Source organism: Thermoanaerobacter thermocopriae JCM 7501, assembly GCF_001310975.1.
GTDB classification, from domain to species: Bacteria; Bacillota; Thermoanaerobacteria; order Thermoanaerobacterales; family Thermoanaerobacteraceae; genus Thermoanaerobacter; species Thermoanaerobacter thermocopriae.
Genome location: NZ_BAZY01000020.1, coordinates 12,902 through 34,416 on the forward strand (window position 1 = coordinate 12,902; position 21,515 = coordinate 34,416).

The window sequence follows — 21,515 nt, forward strand, 5'->3', positions numbered from 1 at the left end:
CATTAAAAGAGGTAAACTGCACAAGCTTACCCTGGAACCTCATTTAAAGAAAATAAAAAAGTGGAATCAAATTCCACTTTTATTCATAGTATTCAAATTCAAAATCTCTCACATTTATTGTATCACCACTTTTAAAGCCCTTTTCCTTAAGAGCATCTATTACCCCGCTCTTCCTAAGAAGTATTTCAAAGTACCTTAAAGAATGTTCATCTTGTAAATTTACTCTTTTTAAAAGTTTGTCAATTTTTGTACCGCTAAGATAATAGGTATTATCTTTTACTTCTACGTTGAGAGTTTCTTCCTCTTCAGGAGGTGTATAAACAATAACTTCTGGTACGTCTTTTATCTCTTCAACTGGAATAGAAGAAAGAATTTCTATAGCCTTGTCCAAAAGTTTGTCAATTCCCTCTTTTGTCAAAGCAGATATAGGATATACCTCGTAACCTCTTTTTTTTATTTCTTTTTCAAAAGCAGGATAATTTTCTTTACCACTTTGTATATCAATTTTATTTGCTGCAACAATTTGAGGCAAAGTAAGTAATCTTTCACTGTAAAGTTTCAGCTCCTCATTTATCTTCTCAAAATCTTCTATAGGGTCTCGTCCCTCACTGGCAGAAACATCCACTACGTGTATCAACATTTTTGTCCTTTCAATGTGCCGTAAAAAGTCATGACCTAATCCTTCGCCTCTGTGGCTCCTTCAATTAAACCTGGAATATCTGCCATTACAAAGGATTTCCCTTTATATTCTACAACTCCCAAATTAGGTGTCAGTGTTGTAAAAGGATAATTGGCAATTTTAGGTCTTGCTCTCGTGCAACTGGCTAAGAGGGTGGATTTACCTGCATTAGGAAATCCTATTAATCCTACATCAGCGAGAAGTTTTAGCTCTAACCGTACCCACATTTCTTTACCTTTTTCTCCGCTTTCAGCAAAACGAGGAGTCTTCAAAGTAGAAGTAGCAAATTTAGCATTTCCCCTTCCTCCCCTACCTCCCCGTAAAACAATAGCTTTTTGATTAGGTTTTACAAGGTCAGCTATAATTTCTCCCGTTTCATCATTAATTATCAAGGTTCCTACAGGAACTTTTATATACAAATCTTCTCCGTTTTTTCCATACTGATTTTTACCTCTACCGTTTTCTCCGTTTTGCGCAATGTATCTTTTTTTGTATTTAAAATCTAACAAAGTTGACAAATTTGGATCTGCTATAAATATAACATCTCCTCCTTTTCCTCCATCACCACCATCCGGCCCACCGTAAGCAACGTATTTTTCCCTTCTAAAAGATATAACTCCATTTCCACCGTCTCCAGCTTTTATGTATATCCTCGCTGTGTCTATAAACAAAATTCTCTCACCTGCCTTATTTTATAGTATGTATAGTATATACTTCTCGTATTTTTTTACTCTCTTAAGAGTTTCTTTATAATTTCCTGTACATTTTCAGAATTAAATATATCTCTTTCTCTATTAAGGTGGTCAATTGCAATGTGAAGAGATTCAATGACTCTATCTAATTTTCCCAGTTGAGCATAACCTAATACCACTTGTAAATCATTCAAAAACTCATGTCTGCTCCTTTTTATGTAATCTATCAATAACTCTACATCTGACACCATATTTTCACCACTTTCTTTTTTATTTATGAAAAATCCTGGTATAAACCAGGATTTAATTCTGTGCAACTTTCCTTTCTGGGTAAACACTTACTTGTTTTTTGTTACGTCCTTTTCTTTCAAAAGTAACATATCCATCAATTAACGCAAAAAGTGTATCGTCTTTTCCTTTTCCTACATTTACACCTGGATGTATTTTAGTTCCTCTTTGCCTTACAAGGATATTACCAGCTAATACAAATTGGCCATCCGCCCTTTTTACTCCCAAACGCTTAGATTCACTATCACGACCGTTTCTGGAACTTCCAACACCTTTTTTATGAGCAAAAAGCTGAAGTTTCATTTTTTGCACCTCCTATCCATAACCCTTACATATTCAGGATAATCTGTTTCAATATCTTTAAGTCCTAAAACCATAGTCTCCAGAATAGCTTTTAGTCGTAAATCATCTTCTGGCATGCCTTTGTCAACAATTTCAACCTGCAACTTGCCACTTTCTATCTCTTTCTTTATCTTAACAGTTTTTAACGCCTCTATTCCCAGAACCGCTGTCTGAGATATAGCAGAAACAGCTGCACATATGATGTCCTTTCCGTACTCATCAAAACCTGCATGTCCTTTTATATTAAATTTATAAATATCCCCTCTTGAATCTCTCAATATTTCCACTCTAATCATGGCTTACTGAATTATTTTTTCAATCTGTACTTTTGTGTAGGGTTGACGATGCCCTTGTCTTCTTCTATAATTTTTCTTTGGCTTATACTTAAAAACTCTTATTCTTGGTCCTTTGCCATGCTCTATGACCTTAGCACTTACCTTAACATTTTCTAAATAGGGTTTGCCAAACTCTACGTTACCGTCCTCTTTTGACACAGCCAAAACTTTGTCAAAAGAAATAACTTCCCCTTCTGGATAATTTAACTTTTCTACTACAAGAACATCTCCTTCACGAACCATATACTGCTTTCCACCAGTCTCGATTATTGCGTACATTTTTGCACCTCCTCTATCCAGTCTCGCCGGGAAACAAGGTAAAAATTTAGGAACCCGTCCCGAGCGGCCACAAGTGATATTTTAACATAATAAAATACCACTTGTCAATTAAAAATCGACTAAAGAGTTTGTGTTCCTTTTTCTTTCTCCACTTGCTTGCCATCGCTTTGTCCTTTTGTTTCTTCTTCCGCTAATTTATAGTTTTGTAATTCTATAATCTTTTGATTTAATTCTTCCTTTTCTTTTTCTAATTCTTTTATCCTAATGTTGAGCCCTCTTATCGTTACGCTATAGCGAATTTGTCCAAACAAGCCTATTATCCACACAATTATAGCTCCAATAGCTGCTGACAGTAAAATTACTAAAGCTTGAGAAATTGAGTAATGCCAATACAAAAAGCTTATATCTACGGGTCCAGCATTAGAAATAGCAAAAACCGCTACTATAATTGCAAATATCAAAGCTAATATTGTATAATACTGCCCTTCATAGAATACACCACCCCATCTTTAGTAACAAACTCTTTAACAACTTTCTAACTTTATGATAATTTATACAAATTACCATTGTCAATAAAAATTATAAATTTTTTGATAATATAAAAACATCATTCTTAACTTTTATCATTTGATTGGGAGAAAAACTTTTTATGTTGAAACTACTCCAGTAGTTGTGTTAAAATTGATTATAGTGAGCAAAATGCTCACCTGGGTCGCAGTAACCCCAGTTAACAAAACAAGGGAGGTAATTTTGTGTTCAAAAAAAGAATAAAAGATATTACAGAAATTGCCTTGATTGCGACAATTTATTTTGTACTCACAGTTATATTTTCTTCTATTTCATTTTTACCCCTTCAGTTTCGCGTAGGGGAAATTACAAAATCCATTGTAGTATTCAATAAAAAATATGCTATTTCCATGATGATAGGAAATTTTCTTGCAAATTTGTTTAGCCCATTTGCTGGCACAATGGAGCTAATTTTTATGCCTCTTTCAAATTTAATCGGTTGTACAATTGGATACTACATTGGAAGAGCCACTCACAAATTGGTAGGTGCTGTATTTGTAGCTCTTTGGATTGCCGCATCGGTGGGGATCACCCTAAATGTCTCTGCAAATATACCATTTATTCCAACTTTCTTAAGCGTAGGATTTGCTGAGACTGTACTTCTTGTAACAGGATATTTTTTACTTTTTATAATTGAAAAGAAAGGAGCTGTGAAATTTGACAGATAAATATAAAGAAAGAAGATTTGACGCTTACGGTTATGAAAAGATTGACAAAGAAGTTTTAGAATCCATTGAATATGAATACCCTGAAAAAAATACAATTGTAGAATATATAACTAATGAGTTTTCTTCCGTCTGTCCTTGGACAGGATTGCCTGACAATGCAAAACTCACAATAAGATATATACCTTCTAAAAAATTAGTAGAACTTAAATCTTTAAAGTATTATCTCACATCCTATAGAAATGTAGGTATACTGCAAGAACATGCTATAAATAGAATTTTAGACGATTTAGTTGAACTTCTACAGCCAAAATTTATGGAAATAATAGGTGAGTTTCAAGAAAGAGGTGGAATAGCCACCAGAATTGTGGCAAAGTATGAGAAAGAAAAATAGATACAAAGCTGCCCAAAAATTTCCTTGGGCAGCTTTTTTGCGTTGATTCTTTAGTGAAATTCTATCTCAAAATAGCCATATTCTTTATTATTGTCGACAACGAGTTCGAGGTCTACGTTAAATTTCTCTTTGTAAAATTTTATGATTCCTTTCTCTGCCGCGATTTTAACAACTTTATCATTACCTTTTATATAAATTTTTTGTACATTTACATGCCTTAACACTCTTTCTATATTATTTCTTAATCTTTTGTAGATGTACTCTGTAGAGTATACTACGCCTTCTCCTTTACATGTAGGACATTTCTCTTTAAGGTAAGAACCTACTTGCGACCTCACTCTTTTTCTTGTCATCTCAACAAGTCCCAATTGAGTATAGCCCAATACGGTGCATTTTGTTCTATCTTTTTGAAGTTCTTTTTTAAAAAATTCTAACAAATTTCTTTTAAAATTTTCATTTTTCATGTCTATAAAATCAATAATAATTATTCCACCGATATTTCTTAACTTAAGCTGTAAGGCAATTTCTTCAGCTGCTTCAAGATTGGTCTTGTATATTGTCTCCTCTAAAGAAGATTTTCCTACATATTTTCCTGTGTTTACATCAATTACAGTAAGAGCTTCTGTTTGGTCTATTATTACAAAACCTCCACTTTTTAACCACACCTTTTTTTCTAACAATTTCTCAACTTGAAAATCTACTCCATAAATCCCCATTAAGTCTCCTTCTTCATAAGTAACTGAAATATTTTCTTTTGCCACATTTTTTAAATATCTTTTTATGTTCTCATATTCATCTTTGTCATTTACTACAATTTCATCTATCTCTTCAGAAAGCAAATCCTTCAAATACTTAATTACGAAATCCTCTTCTTTGTATATCAAAGAAGGGAGGGAAGCATTTTGAAAATCTTTTTGTATTTTCTCATATAAGCGAATTAACTCTTCTAAATCCTCCCTCATTTGCTGCTCTGTCGCCTCTAATGCAGCTGTCCTGACAATTAGCCCCATACCTTCAGGTTTTAATTTTTTTGCAATATCCTGAAGCTTCTTCCTTTCCTCTTCTTTTTCAATCCTATGAGAAATTCCGAGGTAATCCACGTTAGGCATTAAAACCACATATTTTCCTGGTAAAGAAATATTAGCAGTAACTCTTGGATTTTTCATACCTACTGCTTCTTTTGATACTTGAACCATTATTGGTTGTCCCGGTTTTAAAACTTGTGTAATGCTTTTGGGCAAATTCTCATGTTGAAAAACATCGTCAAAAAATAAAAAAGCGTTCTTGCCAATTCCAATATCTACAAAGGCTGCCTGCATACCTTTTAAAACATTTTGGATTTTACCTTTATAAATATTCCCTAAGATATTTTTTCCATCACTTTTTTCAGGGTGGTACTCTTTTAGCTTCCCATTTTCTAATAAAGCAATTTGACTCAAATTTTCATCAATGTCCAATATAAGTCTTTTCAAAGTTTTCACCCCGTACTTATTCCAAAATCATATTTTTCCTATGGAGTTTATAAGAATCTATATCAAATAAATTCCCTACATATTCGTTTAAGGCCTTTAATAAATGTAGGGGATTGGGAGCTCCCTCTCCTAATTTTAATTTTATATAAAATTTCAAATAATCTTCTGCCTCTTCAATTACCTTTAATTCCAAAACATAAGGTCTTAAGTTTATCATTTTTTTGCCTCTTTTACTCTTTTTTCTATTTCAATTATATCTCTTCTCATAAATTCTTCTATTTTATTTTGAATATCTTTAATACTTTTTTTAACATTGACTTGCAAAATATACTCTGCCGCTTTTATTTTTGTAGAAAGCGCATCATTTAATTCTACTTCACAACTCTCCACAATTTCAATACCAGGTGGCAACACTTTGTTCATCTTTTTTTTAAATTCCTCAGGAGAAATATCTTCTTCTACATCTATATCCATGTAATCCCCCTCTGTCGTCGCACCTACTAATAGGGCGGGTCCAAAAGAAATTTTAGGGCGAGGATTAAATCCTTGTGAAAAAGCCACTTTTATATCGGCTCTCCTCAAAGCCCTTTGAAACACCCTCAAAAGGTCTAAATGGGAAATAAATTTGACTCTTTCATCTTTTGTATACTTGTTTCTGAGGCGCTTCAAAACACACTACCCCCTCATCAAAGCCCTTTATTCCACAACCTGTACAATAGAGTCTGCAGTCAGGTGTAATTCTTCCTTCTTGAGATTTTTTGTATTCTCTCATCAAATACCTCTTGTCTACTCCAACATCTATTACATCCCATGGAAATATTTCTTCTAAATTTCTTTCTCTATTAGCATAAAAGTGAGGATTTACACCTACCTCCTTAAAAGCCTCTTCCCATTTGTCATAATTAAAATATTCTTCCCATCCGTCAAACCTACATCCTTTTTCCCAAGCTTTTATTATAGCTTTTCCTACTTTTCTATCTCCTCTCGAAATAACAGCTTCTAAAAAGCTCATATAAGGATTGTGCCAGTTGTACTTCAGCACTTTACTCTTGAGTTTCTTTTTAAGCAAATCTTGCTTTTCCATTATTTCTTTAATGCTATCTTGAGCCGTCCACTGAAAAGGTGTAAAGGGTTTAGGTACAAAAGTAGAAGTACTTATGGTGACTCTTAAATTCTTTACATTCCCTTTTACTTCTTTGTAATTATCTACTATTTTATATGCCAAATCCACTATACCTTTTACATCTTCCATCGTCTCTGTAGGGAGACCAACCATAAAATAAAGTTTGACATTTGTCCATCCTGCAGAAAAAGCCTCTTTTGTCGCCTCTAGAATATCTTCTTCTGTAATCCCTTTGTTAATTACATCTCTAAGTCTTTGCGTACCAGCTTCTGGTGCTAAAGTAAGACCTGTTTTTCTAACTTTTTGTATTTCTTTTAACAAATTTATAGATACAGCATCTACTCGTGTAGATGGTATAGAAACTCCAACTCCTTTATCCTTATATTTCTCAATCAACCTTTTGACTAATTCTTCAATTTGAGAATAATCACATGTACTTAAGGAAGCTAAAGATATTTCCTCATACCCTGTAGATTTTACAAGCTTGTCCGCCAAATCTAAAATTTTTTCTATTGATTTTTCTCTTACGGGCCTATATATCATGCCAGCTTGACAAAATCTGCATCCCCGTGTACAACCTCTAAAGATTTCTAACATTATTCTATCGTGAACTACGTCCATAAAAGGAACAATTTGCTCTTCAGGATGATACACATTTTCAAAATCTTTAACTATTCTTTTCTTTACCTTTTCGGGCACTCCTTTTTTAATAGTTCTTATCTCTTTTATCGTTCCATCTTGATTGTATACTTCCATATAATACTTAGGAACATATACTCCTTTTATTTGAGAAGCAATTTGTAAAAATTCTTCTCTTCCTCCTTTCCTTTCCTTCCAATCTATATAAGCGTCAATAATTTCATTTATGACCTCTTCTCCTTCTCCCATTACAAAAAAGTCAATAACCTCAGATAAAGGAGCAGGATTATAAGCACAGGGTCCACCTGCAATCACAAAAGGAAACCCTTCCCTCTCTCTTGACAGGATAGGAATATCCGCTAAATTAAGCATATTTATTACATTTGTATAACTTAACTCATACTGAAGAGTAAAACCTATAAAGTCAAATTTATCTAATGGAGTTTTTGTCTCTAAGCTAAAAAGAGGAATGTCATTTTCCTTCATGAGTTTTTCCATATCCAACCATGGCGCAAAAACCCTTTCACAATACACGTCTTCTCTTCTGTTTAAAAGATGGTATAAAATTCTAAGTCCAAGATGAGACATTCCCACTTCATATACATCAGGAAAAGCAAAAGCAAACCTAACTTTGACTTTTTCTGGATTTTTTATAGAAGAGTTCAATTCCCCTCCTGTGTATCTTGTAGGCTTGCTTACTTTCATAAGCAAAGCATCTATTTTATCTTTTAGGTTATTCATTTTCCTTCCTCCATAGTTATTTTATAATTTTGCCAATTGGTAAATGCAGTCCATGCTCTGTCGCATATTCAAAAAGCTGAGTCTCGGTTATTCTATATTTTTCCCTAAATTTATCGTCTAATATTATTATAACATGGTATTTAGCGGGTATAAAACTTTTTATTACATTTCCAATCATCTCATTTTCTAATACGGCTATATGATGTACTCCCATTAAACCTTTTTTATAAAACTCTGCTTTTTTCATAAAAAGATCTCTCATTTGCAAAAAAACTGATGCCTTTTTCTCTTTATTTGCTGCGACTATTAATAATACTGATAAAAAAGCATAAACAACATCTAGCTTCCAATTAAATATGCCTTTTAGAACAAGATATAACATAACAAGAGAAATAGCATAGGAAGAAAAAACAGCAATCGCAATAGCGCTTCTTAGACTAATAAAATACGACAAAACACTTTTCAAAACCCGCCCCCCATCTAATGGAAGTCCTGGCAGCAGATTAAAAAAAGCCATTACAATATTAGTTTTTATAAAATAATCCATTTCTATTTGTAAAACTTGTGAAATAAATTCACCAAAAAACGCAAAAAAAATATTGGACATAGGTCCTGCCAGTGCGACTAACACTTCTAAGTCCGGCCTTATAAAGACTACGCTGTCCAAAAGAGCAATTCCTCCAAAAGGATAGATATTGACTTGTAACACCTCTACCTTTAATTTCTTGGCAATATAAATGTGTCCCCCTTCGTGGACAAAAACTGTAACAAAAATAGCAATTAATTCTTTTACAAACCCCGCCGCAATTAAAAGTAATGCAAATGCAAAAGTAGAGAAATGTATTCTTACTTGGATTCCTCTAAATTTCATTTTGCGTCTTCACTGGCAGCATCCCCTATCACAACTTTTGTCAAGGGTCTACTGGCTTGCCATTTTCCCAAACTTCAAAATGTAAATGAGGAGCAGTAGTTTTGCCAGTATCGCCCGTCTTCCCAATTATATCCCCTTGTTTTACTTGGTCTTCCACATTTACTAAAATTTCTGATAAATGAGCGTAGACGGTTCTTACATCGTTAGCATGCCTTATAACTATGACTTTCCCTAAATATTGGTTTTGCTCATCTACCAACATTACTACCCCATCCAATGCTGCTTTCACTTCTGTTCCAATAGGAGCATCTATATCAATACCAGTGTGATTTGTCAATTGGTTTGTAATAGGGTCTGCCCTCATTCCAAAGCCAGAGGTTATCTTTCCAGTAACAGGGGCAATCATTTTGATAGAAGCCTGGGAAACATCAGAAGAAGTTTCATTCTCTGAAGTTTTTCTTCAGTGGGAGAAAAACTTTTATCACACTTTCTTTAAGCCAAGGAATCTTGCTTTGAACTAATTTTAAACCTTTCTTTGTGTTTTCGTAATTCATATCATAACTTAGCACACTCTTAGTAACATTTATAAAAGAAGTGGCTATAGGAACGTCAACCGCTTTAAAAAGCAAAATCATTCCTAACAAAACTAATGAAATAATTAATTGATTTTCAAATAGCTCTGCATACTTTTTGTAAGTGCTAAATTTTTTGGGAAAATAATAAGGAATTCGTTGGTATTTCATGATATATGCCTCCTTCTATGTTACATTTTATTTTGAAGGAGGCATTATTATGATAAATTATTTTTATTCTACTATTTCTCTCCACTCTAAAAGTCCTTGCTCCATTCCCTTCAATAAAACTTCTGCAGTAGCAATATTAGTCGCCAATGGAATAGAATGCACATCACAAACTCTAAGCAAAGCTAAAATATCTGGTTCATGGGGCTGAGCCGTAAGTGGATCTCTTAAAAAAATCACCATATCAATTTTATTTTCAGCTATCATTGCACCAATTTGTTGATCTCCACCAAGAGGGCCAGGTAAAAGACAATTTACCTTTAGGCCTGTGGCTTCTTTGATAAGTTGTCCTGTATGGCCTGTTGCGTATATATTACACTTTTCAAAGATATGCTTATAAGCAATTGCAAAATTCACCATAAGTTCTTTTTTTTGGTCGTGGGCTATCAAAGCTATATTCATGGAAATTCCCCCTAAAAGTTTATCTTTTGCCTTCTCATGCTTATATTTTCCAAAAGCCCTATAGCCATTAAATCTGCCACCATTGCACTTCCACCATAGCTCATAAAAGGAAGAGGAATACCTGTGATTGGCATTATCCCAATAGTCATCCCTATATTTTCAAAAATGTGAAATGTAAACATAGCAATAATTCCTACTGCCACTAGCATTCCATATTTGTCCTTAGCATTATAAGCAATCTTCCAAGCCTTATACAGCATAATAGCATAGAGAACTATCAGTATAGATGCTCCGATAAAACCTAATTCTTCCCCTACGACAGAAAAAATAAAGTCTGTCCATGCTTCGGAAGATAATAGAGCTGAGTTTGGCTTCCATGAAAAAGCCCCTTTCCCCAAAACATTCCAGAACCGATGGCAATTTTAGATTGTATCAAATGATAACCTGTTCCCATTGGGTCCAGTTCTGGATTTAAAAAGGATAAAAGTCTATTTCTTTGGTATGGTTTTAAAAGTTTGTAGCCAATAGGTAGCAGGGCCATTCCTAAAGCAAAAAGCTGTGCCAATACCTTTGTCCTTATCCCAGAGATATATACTATTGCTAAAAAAATTGCAATAAATACAAGGGCTGTCCCTAAATCTGGCTGCAGCATCACCGCAACAAAAGGAATACCTAAATAAGCCATTGGCCACAAAAGTTCTTTAAAAGTCTTTATTTCTTCCATCTTGCTAAACATATTTGCTAAAGTTAGCACTAATGCTAACTTAGAAAATTCAGAAGGCTGAATATCTACAGGTCCTAAACTTATCCAGCTTTGTGCACCCTTACTTACTTTTCCTATGGTTAAAACTAATACAAGGCCTAAAAGGTTTAGAATATATATAAAAGTAGAAAATTTAGCAAAAGTATTATAATCAAAAAGACATATTAGGAGGATAGAAATAAGTCCCATTAAAATTGCCAGCGCTTGGACAATAACTTTTCTGTAAGAGCCTGTTTGAAGTGTGTGAGAAGCACTTGTCACAACAATAATACTATATACACATATTAAAAGTACAACAATCAAAAGCCCCCAGTCAAAGTTTTTTAAAAGCTTTTTATCAAACATTTTAATCCCCTCTTTTCAGCAATTCAACTTGTATTATACCATACAAATGAAATTTTCACTATACAAAAAAACTGGCTCAAGGCCAGTTATCTTATCACCTGTTTCATTTTCTTTATAGGAATATTCGCATGAAGAGCAGGTATATAGGTATTATCACTTCTTTTTTCTTTTGTAATTTCTACATTTAATCCTGTTTCATCAATATCTACGTAATTAGAAATGACATTTAATATGTCTTCTTTCATCATTTCTAAAAATTTAGGAGAAACATCCGCCCTATCATGCACTAATAGAAGTTGTAACCTTTCTTTTGCTATATTTTTACTGTTGTTTTTTCCTCCAAAAGATTTAAATAAATCCACCAATCACACCTCCCAAAAGCACTAAGCCAGCTTAAAAAGCTTTTTAAGTCTATCCATAAACCCATTTCCTATATCAAGGTTGATTAAAGGCACATTATTTCCTAAAAGTCTTTCCACCAAATTTCTATAGGCTTGTCCTGCTAATGACCTCTCATCCATAACAATCGGTTCACCTCTATTAGAAGAAATAATTATATTTTCATCATCAGGAATAACACCTAAAAGGTCAATAGCTAAAATATCTATAATATCTTCAATATCCATCATATCTCCTCTTTTTACCATATCCATCTTAATCCTGTTTATAACTAACATAGGATTATGAAGTTCCGCTGCCTCCAAAAGTCCTATAATTCTATCAGCATCTCTAACCGCCGAAACTTCTGGAGTAGTTATGACAATAGCTCTATCAGCACCGGCAATTGCATTTTTAAATCCCTGTTCAATACCTGCAGGACAATCTACTAGTATATAATCAAATTCCTCTTTTAAATCTCCGATTAATTTTTGCATTTGTTCCGGAGTAACAGCCGATTTATCCCTTGTTTGGGCAGCAGGTAAAAGATATAGCCCATCAAACCTTTTATCCTTTATCAAAGCTTGCTTTAACCTACACTGTCCCTCTACTACATCAACAATATCATACACAATTCTATTTTCTAACCCCATCACCACATCAAGATTTCTCAAGCCTATATCAGTATCGACTAAAACAACTTTATAACCTTTCATAGCAAGGTATGTACCAATATTTGCAGTAGAAGTAGTCTTTCCAACTCCACCTTTTCCAGAAGTTATAACTATTGCTTCGCTCATCGTACCACTCCATTCCATTAATATTATTTTTTAGAATATTTTACCATAAATCATAGAGATGGTAAAGAGGCTTTACAATAATTTTGCCTTTTTTAACAACTGCAATTTCAGGATAATCACTGCCATCATCTTTATCTGGAGCCCTAGAAATAACATTAGCTATTCTAAGCTGCATTGCTTTTAAGGAAGAAGCTACGATTATTGCCTCCTTATTGCCAGTAAATCCCGCGTGAGCTATTCCTCTCAACGTCCCCATAACAATAATATTGCCAGCTGCTTGTACCAATCCTCCAGGATTTACATCCCCAATTATAACAAGATTACCATGGTATTTCACAACTTGCCCAGATCTGACAGTACCTTTATAAAATTTTGTTATCCCCTCTTCTAACCCATTAAATATTTCGTCATCTGTCACATTTTTTATATATTTTTCTTGAAAATTTTTTATTCTCACCTCAATACCGTATTTATCAAAAATAAAGTCTTTTAATTTTTGTAATTTTTTCTTCTTTGACTTTTAAACTTTTTACTCTTACAGTAAGAGTTGCACCCTCAAAAAACCTGAGAGATTTCTCAATTCGATTCACTATTTTCTCTTTTAGGATTTCAATATCTACATCCTCTTCTAAAACAATTACCAGTCCTTCTTTTGTCCCTTGAATTTTTATTGGTTCTTTTATCATAATCTACCTCCGTAAAACCCTCATTACTATCTATATTCGCCACAAATCGCAATTTTCCTTCTTAATTATAAGAAAAAAGAGGATAAAATATCCCCACCCAAAATCATCTTATAGGCAAATTTATCACATTGAAGGTTTCACCTGTATTATCTTTGCTCAATCCAAAATAAACATTAAAAATATCTCTCGCTACATAACCAGCGTAAGAACCATGTCCTCCTTGATATATAACCACAACCACAACTATTTGTGGGTCATCATAAGGAGCAAAACCAACAAACCAAGCATAATTAGCCTTTCCAATTGCCTCTGCAGTACCTGTCTTGCCTCCTACAGGAATAGGAAAATTACGAAAAGCACTGCTTGCAGTACCCCCTAATTCTGTTACTTCTTTCATACCTAACTTTATAGCATCGAGATATTCTTTCGGAATATCAATTCTCTCTAAAACTTCTGGCTTTGTTTCTTCCACAATTTTCCCATCGGGAGACACAATTTTATCAACTAAATGAAGTCTATATCTAATTCCCCCATTTATTAATGTAGACACATAACTGGCAATTTGTAAAGGAGTAAATTGATTATCTCCTTGTCCTATCGCCGCACTACAAGTTTCTGCCAAGCTCCAATGTTTTGCATAATACATTATTTCCCATAATTTTCTTTGAAGCTTTGTATCTTTTATCCCCATCTTTTCTAACTGTAAAAAAGTATTATAGTCACCTAAATTTTCTTTTTCAATGATTTCTATAATTTTTTGATATTGTTCCTCTGTTATAACTCCATCTGGATTTTTATCTGATTTCACCATTGATTTTATCAAACCAAGATAATATTCTTTTTTATATTGTGGACTTGCAATAACACCTTTTGTTTCATACAGTTCTATTCCTGTTTTTTGGTCTAATCCAAATTTTTTTGCATATTCAACTATTTTATCTATTCCCATTCGTCTTCCCATTTCAAAAAAATAGGTATTAGTAGAATATTTAATTGCATCAGATACATTCACCCAACCTTGTGTCCTGGGCCATGCCCAGTTACGTTGTCCTGTATAAGGATATATTCCTGGATCTAAATATTTCTCATCAACTGTTGTAACACCAGTATCTAAAGCTGCAAATGCAACAACCATTTTGAAAATAGATCCTGGAGGTACGGCACCTTGAGCTGCATAATTAAAAATAGGACTCGGATCAATAGTAGTATCCCTTGATTTAAAAAGCTCATTTATTACATCTTTCGGAGGATTGCCCGTAGCAAAAATGTTTGGATCATAACCAGGGATATTGGCTAATGCTAAAACTTTTCCTGTGTGTACATCTACAACAACTGCTGCTCCAATATTAGCAGGAAAAGATTCACCATATTTCCCTTCTTTTATATTTTGCATAGTTGTAATAAGAGATTGTTCTGCCGCCTCTTGAATATTTTTGTCAATAGTTAAAAATATTGTACTACCTGGTACAGGCTGCTCTGTCCCTAAATTTTCTATTAATCTCCCATAATTATCTACTACAACTTGCTGACCACCATCTTTTCCTCTTAAATACTTTTCATACAATGCCTCAAGTCCAGAATGTCCAACCAAATCTGTAAGCTTATACTTGGTCATATCCAAATTTTTTAAATCTTCGTGAGTAATTCGACCAATATAGCCTAAAGTTTGGGATAATAGTGTTTTATAAGGATAATACCTAACAGGTTTTACATTTATCATAATTCCCGGCAATTCTAAATGTCTTTCCTCAATCTCAGCAATCGTTTTTTGGTCAACATCCACAGCTATTTCTACTGGCTGATATTGATTATATCCTTGTTCTTCCATTAATTGGCGTACAACCATTATTTTTCTAGCTTTTATTGGATCCATATCCTTAGATATTTTAAATTTTTTTGTTAAAATATCCCATGCCTCTTGAGCAGTAGCATTTTCAGGTATGTTATTAGCTTTTTTCCAGGCTTTTTCTCTAGCTTTCAAAGTTTCTTCTTTTACTGATACTTCATCTGAATTTTTAAAATTGAAATAAGGCCTCCCATTTTCATCTAAATAGATAGGCAAATCGTCTTTATATTTTACATTGTTTTTCGTCAAAATATCCATTAATTTTAGTATAGTCTCGTTAAGGTGACTATCTACCACTTCTCCTTTTATAATATTTACAGAAAAACTTGGCCTGTTTGTAGCTAACTTTACTCCATACCTATCAACAATTTCACCACGTGGAGCATCAATAGGTATGAGTCTAATTGCTTGCCGAATTGACATTTCTCTATAATAGTCGCCTTTTATCAGCTGCAAATAAACTAAGCGGAAAACTAAAACGACAAACAGGGCAATGATAATGGCTCCAAAGGTATAAAATTTTCTTTTAAGGCTCTCATTCAAAGATATCACCTTCAAAATTTGTTTTTTTTAAAAAAATTTCACTTTATTTTTAGTAACATAGATGTTAAAAGAAACTAGATATCTATAAACAAAAACAGTAATTATAGAATTATAAAGCGCCTGTATCATCGCAATATTCACAAAATCTAATAAGAAATTAAACTGATATTTCATCAAAACCATTGAAAACATGGTGATAAGATTATAAAGAAGAGTTCCTAAAAATACAAACACAAAAGCTACAAAAGAACTTTCTTTAAAAACACTTTTACTTAAAAGTCCTGTGAGGTAACTTACAATTAATAAAGAAAAAGTAGTAACCCCTAAAGCATTATTAAAAAGAATATCCTGAATAATCCCAGCAAAAAGACTTAAATAAACGGCTTCCCAAGGACCATTTAAAAGTGAAAAACTTAAAACTACCATAAAAACTGCATCTGGTTTGACGCCAAAGATATCTATAAATCTAAATAAAGTTGATTGTAAAACAATTAACAAAGCAAGCAATAAATATTTATATATTTTCCTCATAATAACCTACATCCCTGTCATATTAGTAACTACAAAAACATATTCCAGTCTTTCAAAATCAGCAGCAGGTTCTATGACAGCTTGTTTTAACAAAGAACCTGGGTCTCGAGTAACTTTTGATACTTTTCCTATTATCAACCCTTTGGGAAATCTACTCATACTAGAAGTAGTTACTACATCACCTTCTATTAATTCAGCATCCAAGGGAAGATAAATCATGATAAGTCCACCGTTTGAATCTCCTCTTACAACACCATTATCACGAGTTCGTACAGCTACAGCGCTTACAGAACTATTTCTATCTATAATGCTAAAACCTTTGCCCATTTGTCTCCTACCTCTGTAATCTGTCCTATCATATTTCCTTTTTCGTCTAAAACTGCCATACCGGGTTTAATACCCTCATTTTTCCCTTTATCAATAGTAAAAGTATTAAACCAATTTCCTGGATTTTTTCCTGTTATAGTAGCGAGTTTTAAATCTAATTCAACATTTTCTGTTTTAAAATTTAAAGCTTCTTTAAGCCTTTTATTTTCGTTCATTAATTCCTGTAACTGAATATTTTCTTTTCTTAGTTTTTCTACTTCTCTTTTAAGTTTTTCATTTGTTGCCCTTAAAGTACCTATCTCACCAATTGAAGAAAAAAAATTAGAAATTCCTTCTCCCACTTGATAGAAAACCTTTTGAAAAGGAGTAAAAACAGTTCCAACTATAGATTCTGCTTTAGTAGCATATCTTTGGGCATCATAAGTATAAGCCATGGCGGCAATCAGCGCCACGGCTATAAAAAAAACCAAAATAAATTGCTTATTCCTAAAAAAACGTGGCACGCCAATAACACCTCTCAAGCTCTACTTGCCGGGCTTAAAACCCTTCTAAAGAGGGAACTTTCTTCTAAAATTTTTCCTGCTCCAAGTGCCACACAATCTGTCGGCTGATCAGCTATTTGCACAGGCATTCCTGTTTCCTCTCTTATGAGCTTATCTATTCCGCTTAAAAGAGCACCTCCGCCTGTTAACATAATTCCCCTGTCCATGATATCTGCTGCAAGCTCTGGTGGAGTCTTTTCCAGTGTCATCTTTATAGCTTCAATGATGCTGGATATCGGATCTTTTAATGCTTCTAAAATCTCTGTTGAAGAAATCTTTAATGTTTTAGGAAGGCCAGACACTAAATCTCTTCCTCTTATGTCCATAGTCTCCTCTTTTGGTTTTGGAAAAGCTGAACCAATTTGTATTTTTATCTCTTCTGCAGTCCTTTCTCCTATCATGAGGTTATACTCTCTTTTTATATAATTTATTATAGCTTCGTCCATCTCGTCTCCGCCGACTCTTAAAGACTTGTTGGTAACAATTCCCCCAAGGGAAATTACAGCCACATCTGTCGTACCACCGCCTATGTCCACCACCATGCTACCAGTCGGTTCTTCAACAGGAAGGCCTGCTCCAATTGCTGCAGCCATAGGCTCTTCTACTGTATGAGCTTCTTTCGCCCCTGCTTGTAAAGCTGCTTCAATTACTGCTCTTTTCTCTACTTCTGTAACTCCAGAAGGTATACCAACTATAACTCTAGGCCTAAATAACCCCTTTCTTGGATTAACTTTACTTATAAAGTGATCCAACATAGCTTTAGTTATATCAAAATCGGCTATTACACCATCTCTCATAGGCCTTATAGCGATTATATTTCCAGGAGTTCTCCCTACCATCTTTTTTGCTTCTTCTCCAACTGCAAGAATTGCATTGGAATCAGTTCTTATAGCTACTACTGAAGGTTCTCTTAAAACAATTCCTTTACCTTGTACATACACCAAGGTTGTAGCAGTACCCAAATCAATTCCAATATCTCTGGAAAATCCTCTCATCTGCGTATACTCCTTCCTATTTTATTCAAACTCATAATACCCTTTTTCTTTAAGGCTTATACCTCTTCCGTCTCCAATTATAACATGATCTAACACCTTTATACCCAATATATTTCCTCCTTCTACTAACCTTTTTGTCACTTCTATGTCTTCTCTGCTAGGAGTAGGGTCTCCACTTGGATGATTGTGAACTAAAATTATAGAGGAACAAGACCTTTCAATTGCTGCCTTAAATACTTCTCTCGGATGTACAATGGAAGTATTTAGACTTCCTATAGAAATAGTCTCTATCGCAATAACTTTATTCTTTACATTAAGCATTATCACTTTAAAATATTCTTTTGTCAAATACCTCATTTCATCCATCATTAAACTTATGACATCTTCTGGCGATGTTATTGTAAAACTATCGCTTCCTGTAGATAACATCATTCGACGTCCTAATTCTACTGCAGCTTTTAGCTTTACTGCCTTAGCTATACCAATTCCCTTTATCTTAGCAAGTTTTTCTACACTTGAATCTACAATGAATTTAAGCCCTCTATCCTCCATTATAAGCCTTTGTGCTAAAGTAATAGCACTTTCTCTTTTACTTCCTGTCCCTATTATTATAGCTATCAACTCGGCATTTGACAATACCTGAGCACCATGTTTTATAAGTCTTTCTCTAGGTCTTTCTTCATAAGGCAAGTCTTTTATCATGATTTTTGCATCCTTGCCCAACCCCTTCACCCTTTCAAAGTAACCTCACATCAAACTCTCTTTTTAAAATATCAAAAAAGTTTTGAAATTGGAAGACCTACCACATTAAAATAATCTCCTTCAATTTTCTCAACAATAAGAGCACCCACTCCTTGTATAGCATATGCCCCAGCTTTATCATAAACTTCGCCAGTATCGATATAATTAAAAATTTCCTCATCTTGTAATTTTCTAATCCAAACTTTTGTCTTTTCAAAATCGCTTACATATTTAAAATCGTAAGTTCTGACGATAGTAATTCCTGTATATACTGTATGAGCTTTTCCCTGTAACTTTTTAAGCATAACATAAGCTTCATTTCTATCCTTTGGCTTTCCTAAAATTTTATCTCCAATTACTACAACGGTATCAGCACCTATCACTATAGCTTCTTCACTTAATTTTTTAGCAACCGACATAGCTTTATTAAAAGATAAATCCATGACATATCTTGAAGGCTGCTTTTCTCTTGAAAACTCTTTTGCATTACTTTCTACCACTTCAAAGTCAAGTCCTAAATTTGAAAGTAACTCTCTTCTCCTTGGCGATTTAGAAGCAAGGACAATTTTCATCTTATCACCTACATTTTGTAATAAGCGTAAATTGCAAGAACTAATCCTACAACTGTTCCTATATTTATTTTAAGAGATAGCTGAAAAGAAAACCTAATAAAACTCAAGTTCAAAGTAAGTGGATTGTCCATACCTATTATTTGATAATAAGCTAATTCTTTAAAAAAATGTGCAAGCAGATCTCCTAAGAATCCTCCTAAAATTAGGCCGACAATGAGTAAAAACACCAATGTATATGGACTCTTACCTCTTCTCAATTTCTTTCACTCCTTAAGTTCTAATAGCATCATAAATTACTATTCTTTTTTATTATATCATAAATTATATACATTTCTATAACTAACTTTAAAAATAAAAAATGGTAAAGCTCCCAATAATATATTGGAAGCTTTACTTTTGATTAAGCTTATCTCACCAAAGGATACAATTCCTTCTTGGAATAGTGAGTGTGAAGTAAATGATGAGACTTCTCACTTAAAGGACTTCCCAAAAATTCTTCATAAAGTTTTTGTATTGCAGGATTTTTGTGAGATTTTCTTATGGGTAAGCTTTTATCAGCTTCATAAATGGCTTTTGCTCTTAATTCTTTTACTTTTCCCATTTCATTTGGATTGTGAATCGGCTGACCGCCTCCCATTATGCATCCTCCTGGGCAACCCATTACCTCTATGAAGTGGTACTCAACTTCACCAGCCTTTATTTTGTCAAGAAGTTTTTTAGCATTTCCTGTACCATTTGCTATGGCAACTTTTATGTCCATACCATCTATTTTTATGGTAGCTTCTCTTACCCCTTCTAAGCCTCTCACTTCTTCAAAGTCAACCTTGTCTAATTCCCTTCCTTCTACAATATCTGCAACTGTCCTTAAAGCTGCCTCCATAACTCCACCTGTAGCTCCGAATATCACTCCAGCGCCAGTGGACATTCCAAGAGGTTCATCATATTCTTCATCAGGAAGATTTACAAAGTCAATGCCCATTTCTTTTATCATTCTCGCCAATTCTCTTGTGGTAAGGACAGCATCTACATCTTTTATTCCATTATGCTGCATTTCTGGTCTTTCAATCTCTAGTTTTTTAGCAGTACATGGCATAATTGATACCACATATATATCCTCAGGATTAAGCCCTTCCTTTTCTGCATAATAACTCTTTACTAATGCCCCCATCATCATGTGAGGAGACTTACAAGTTGAAAGATTATCTATAAATTCTGGATAATATTTTTCACAGAAAGCTATCCAACCAGGACTACAGGAAGTTATCATAGGAAGTTTTCCACCATTTTTAAGCCTTTCAAGAAGTTCCGAGCCTTCTTCCATTATAGTCAAGTCCGCCGCAAAATCCGTATCAAATACCGCGTCAAAACCCATCCTCTTCAAAGCTGCTACCATTTTTCCAGTAACGATACTTCCTATAGGCATACCAAACTCTTCACCTAATGCTACTCTTACTGCTGGAGCTGTTTGAGCTACTACATATTTTTTCTCATCAGCTAAAGCTTCATAAACTCTTTTTGTATGGTCTTTTTCATATATAGCTCCAACAGGACATACCTCAATACACTGTCCACAACTTATACAAGGGGAATCTTTTAAACTTCTCCCAAAAGAAGGTGCTACCATTGTTTTAAATCCTCTATTTACCATTCCAATGGCAAATACGTTTTGCACTTCTGAACATACTGCTACGCATCTTCTACAAAGTACACACTTATTTGGATCTCGAACTATAGCAGGAGAAGCATTATCTATAGAATACTTTATATTTTCCCCTTCAAACCTTATTTCATTTACTCCTAATTTTTTAGACAATGATTGAAGCTCACAGTTAGTATTTCTAATACAAGTCAAACAACTTCTATCATGATTTGAAAGTATAAGCTCAAGATTTAATTTCCGCGCTTCTCTTATTTTAGCTGTATTTGTATACACTTTCATACCATCAAATACCGGATAAGTGCAGGAGGTTTGTAAATTTCTAACTCCCTCTATTTCAACTACACATATACGGCAAGCGCCAATTTGGTTGATTTCCTTGAGGTAACACAGTGTGGGGATATCTATTCCTGCTTCTTTTGCTGCTTCCAATACGGTATAATGGGAGGGAACTTCCACAGTGATGCCATCTATCGTAACACGAACTTTGTCCATCTTTT

General features: G+C 33.9%; 19 protein-coding genes and 7 pseudogenes. 2 read left to right on the forward strand and 24 right to left on the reverse strand.

The genetic code is table 11. The annotated features are described in order from the left end of the window. Window positions 1–79 precede the first annotated feature (79 nt). From obgE to JCM7501_RS08305, 6 genes and pseudogenes are all read right to left on the reverse strand, one after another. A pseudogene (gene obgE / locus JCM7501_RS08280) lies at window positions 80–1,350 on the reverse strand (GTPase ObgE). A 56-nt stretch (window positions 1,351–1,406) separates the two neighbouring features. Then, window positions 1,407–1,622, reverse strand: a complete 216-nt coding sequence (locus tag JCM7501_RS08285) for a Spo0B domain-containing protein (protein WP_012994937.1) — start codon at window positions 1,620–1,622, stop codon at window positions 1,407–1,409. Between the two features lie 52 nt (window positions 1,623–1,674). After that, window positions 1,675–1,962, reverse strand: a complete 288-nt coding sequence (rpmA, locus tag JCM7501_RS08290; RefSeq protein ID WP_012994936.1) for a 50S ribosomal protein L27 — start codon at window positions 1,960–1,962, stop codon at window positions 1,675–1,677. Then, entirely contained in the window at window positions 1,959–2,297 is a 339-nt protein-coding gene (locus JCM7501_RS08295; RefSeq protein WP_012994935.1) for a ribosomal-processing cysteine protease Prp, read from the reverse strand. Before JCM7501_RS08295 ends, rpmA begins: the two co-directional genes overlap by 4 nt. Before the next feature lie 3 nt (window positions 2,298–2,300). Then, window positions 2,301–2,615: a 50S ribosomal protein L21 gene (gene rplU / locus JCM7501_RS08300; protein ID WP_028991480.1), complete on the reverse strand. Its 315-nt coding sequence runs from the start codon at window positions 2,613–2,615 to the stop codon at window positions 2,301–2,303. Window positions 2,616–2,734: 119 nt separating this feature from the next. Beyond that, on the reverse strand, window positions 2,735–3,076 hold the full coding sequence (locus JCM7501_RS08305) for a LapA family protein (protein WP_256201311.1): 342 nt from the start codon (window positions 3,074–3,076) through the stop codon (window positions 2,735–2,737). A gap of 291 nt (window positions 3,077–3,367) precedes the next feature. Here JCM7501_RS08305 and JCM7501_RS08310 point away from each other — a divergent pair, with 291 nt between their 5' ends. Together JCM7501_RS08310 and queF are read left to right on the forward strand one after the other, a co-directional pair. Further along, window positions 3,368–3,850 carry a QueT transporter family protein gene (locus tag JCM7501_RS08310; RefSeq protein ID WP_028991482.1) on the forward strand — a complete coding sequence of 161 codons (483 nt, stop codon included), beginning with the start codon at window positions 3,368–3,370 and terminating at the stop codon, window positions 3,848–3,850. Continuing rightward, window positions 3,840–4,241 (forward strand): preQ(1) synthase, encoded by a 402-nt coding sequence (gene queF / locus JCM7501_RS08315; protein ID WP_012994931.1) that lies wholly within the window; start codon window positions 3,840–3,842, stop codon window positions 4,239–4,241. The genes JCM7501_RS08310 and queF overlap by 11 nt, the downstream gene beginning before the upstream one ends. 50 nt (window positions 4,242–4,291) lie before the next feature. On the opposite strand, the gene JCM7501_RS08320 is transcribed toward queF, so the two are convergent. The 18 genes and pseudogenes from JCM7501_RS08320 to JCM7501_RS08405 all read right to left on the reverse strand — a co-directional run bounded on the left by JCM7501_RS08320 (window position 4,292) and on the right by JCM7501_RS08405 (window position 21,510). Beyond that, on the reverse strand, window positions 4,292–5,722 hold the full coding sequence (locus JCM7501_RS08320; RefSeq protein WP_028991483.1) for an Rne/Rng family ribonuclease: 1,431 nt from the start codon (window positions 5,720–5,722) through the stop codon (window positions 4,292–4,294). Window positions 5,723–5,729: 7 nt separating this feature from the next. Continuing rightward, window positions 5,730–6,382: pseudogene (locus tag JCM7501_RS08325) on the reverse strand (TIGR03936 family radical SAM-associated protein). After that, window positions 6,348–8,216, reverse strand: a complete 1,869-nt coding sequence (locus JCM7501_RS08330; RefSeq protein ID WP_028991485.1) for a TIGR03960 family B12-binding radical SAM protein — start codon at window positions 8,214–8,216, stop codon at window positions 6,348–6,350. The pseudogene JCM7501_RS08325 and the gene JCM7501_RS08330 overlap by 35 nt, the downstream one beginning before the upstream one ends. Before the next feature lie 16 nt (window positions 8,217–8,232). Beyond that, the gene (locus JCM7501_RS08335) at window positions 8,233–9,087 is read right to left on the reverse strand and encodes a M50 family metallopeptidase (RefSeq protein ID WP_012994927.1); all 855 of its coding nucleotides are present in this window, start codon (window positions 9,085–9,087) and stop codon (window positions 8,233–8,235) included. After that, window positions 9,084–9,830: pseudogene (locus JCM7501_RS15915) on the reverse strand (M23 family metallopeptidase). Before JCM7501_RS15915 ends, JCM7501_RS08335 begins: the two are co-directional and overlap by 4 nt. Window positions 9,831–9,893: 63 nt before the next feature. Continuing rightward, on the reverse strand, window positions 9,894–10,289 hold the full coding sequence (gene mgsA / locus JCM7501_RS08345) for a methylglyoxal synthase (protein ID WP_028991486.1): 396 nt from the start codon (window positions 10,287–10,289) through the stop codon (window positions 9,894–9,896). Between the two features lie 11 nt (window positions 10,290–10,300). Then, window positions 10,301–11,397, reverse strand: a pseudogene (rodA, locus tag JCM7501_RS08350) (rod shape-determining protein RodA). A gap of 86 nt (window positions 11,398–11,483) precedes the next feature. Further along, window positions 11,484–11,759 (reverse strand): cell division topological specificity factor MinE, encoded by a 276-nt coding sequence (gene minE / locus JCM7501_RS08355; RefSeq protein WP_012994923.1) that lies wholly within the window; start codon window positions 11,757–11,759, stop codon window positions 11,484–11,486. 21 nt (window positions 11,760–11,780) lie between these two features. Beyond that, on the reverse strand, window positions 11,781–12,575 hold the full coding sequence (minD, locus tag JCM7501_RS08360) for a septum site-determining protein MinD (RefSeq protein WP_012994922.1): 795 nt from the start codon (window positions 12,573–12,575) through the stop codon (window positions 11,781–11,783). A gap of 40 nt (window positions 12,576–12,615) precedes the next feature. Further along, window positions 12,616–13,261, reverse strand: a pseudogene (minC, locus tag JCM7501_RS16240) (septum site-determining protein MinC). 103 nt (window positions 13,262–13,364) lie between these two features. Then, window positions 13,365–15,665 carry a penicillin-binding protein 2 gene (locus JCM7501_RS08370; RefSeq protein WP_012994920.1) on the reverse strand — a complete coding sequence of 767 codons (2,301 nt, stop codon included), beginning with the start codon at window positions 15,663–15,665 and terminating at the stop codon, window positions 13,365–13,367. A gap of 12 nt (window positions 15,666–15,677) precedes the next feature. Continuing rightward, window positions 15,678–16,181, reverse strand: a complete 504-nt coding sequence (gene mreD, locus JCM7501_RS08375) for a rod shape-determining protein MreD (RefSeq protein ID WP_054644848.1) — start codon at window positions 16,179–16,181, stop codon at window positions 15,678–15,680. 6 nt (window positions 16,182–16,187) lie between these two features. Then, window positions 16,188–17,011: pseudogene (gene mreC, locus JCM7501_RS08380) on the reverse strand (rod shape-determining protein MreC). Window positions 17,012–17,025: 14 nt separating this feature from the next. Further along, window positions 17,026–18,045, reverse strand: coding sequence for a rod shape-determining protein (locus tag JCM7501_RS08385; RefSeq protein ID WP_012994917.1), 1,020 nt, complete (start codon window positions 18,043–18,045; stop codon window positions 17,026–17,028). Window positions 18,046–18,066: 21 nt separating this feature from the next. After that, entirely contained in the window at window positions 18,067–18,747 is a 681-nt protein-coding gene (gene radC / locus JCM7501_RS08390; protein WP_028991491.1) for a RadC family protein, read from the reverse strand. Between the two features lie 34 nt (window positions 18,748–18,781). Beyond that, window positions 18,782–19,358: pseudogene (locus tag JCM7501_RS08395) on the reverse strand (nucleoside triphosphate pyrophosphatase). A gap of 8 nt (window positions 19,359–19,366) precedes the next feature. After that, window positions 19,367–19,615, reverse strand: coding sequence for a DUF4321 domain-containing protein (locus JCM7501_RS08400; RefSeq protein ID WP_012994914.1), 249 nt, complete (start codon window positions 19,613–19,615; stop codon window positions 19,367–19,369). A 149-nt stretch (window positions 19,616–19,764) separates the two neighbouring features. Further along, on the reverse strand, window positions 19,765–21,510 hold the full coding sequence (locus JCM7501_RS08405) for an NADH-dependent [FeFe] hydrogenase, group A6 (RefSeq protein ID WP_013150117.1): 1,746 nt from the start codon (window positions 21,508–21,510) through the stop codon (window positions 19,765–19,767). Between the last annotated feature and the right edge of the window lie 5 nt (window positions 21,511–21,515).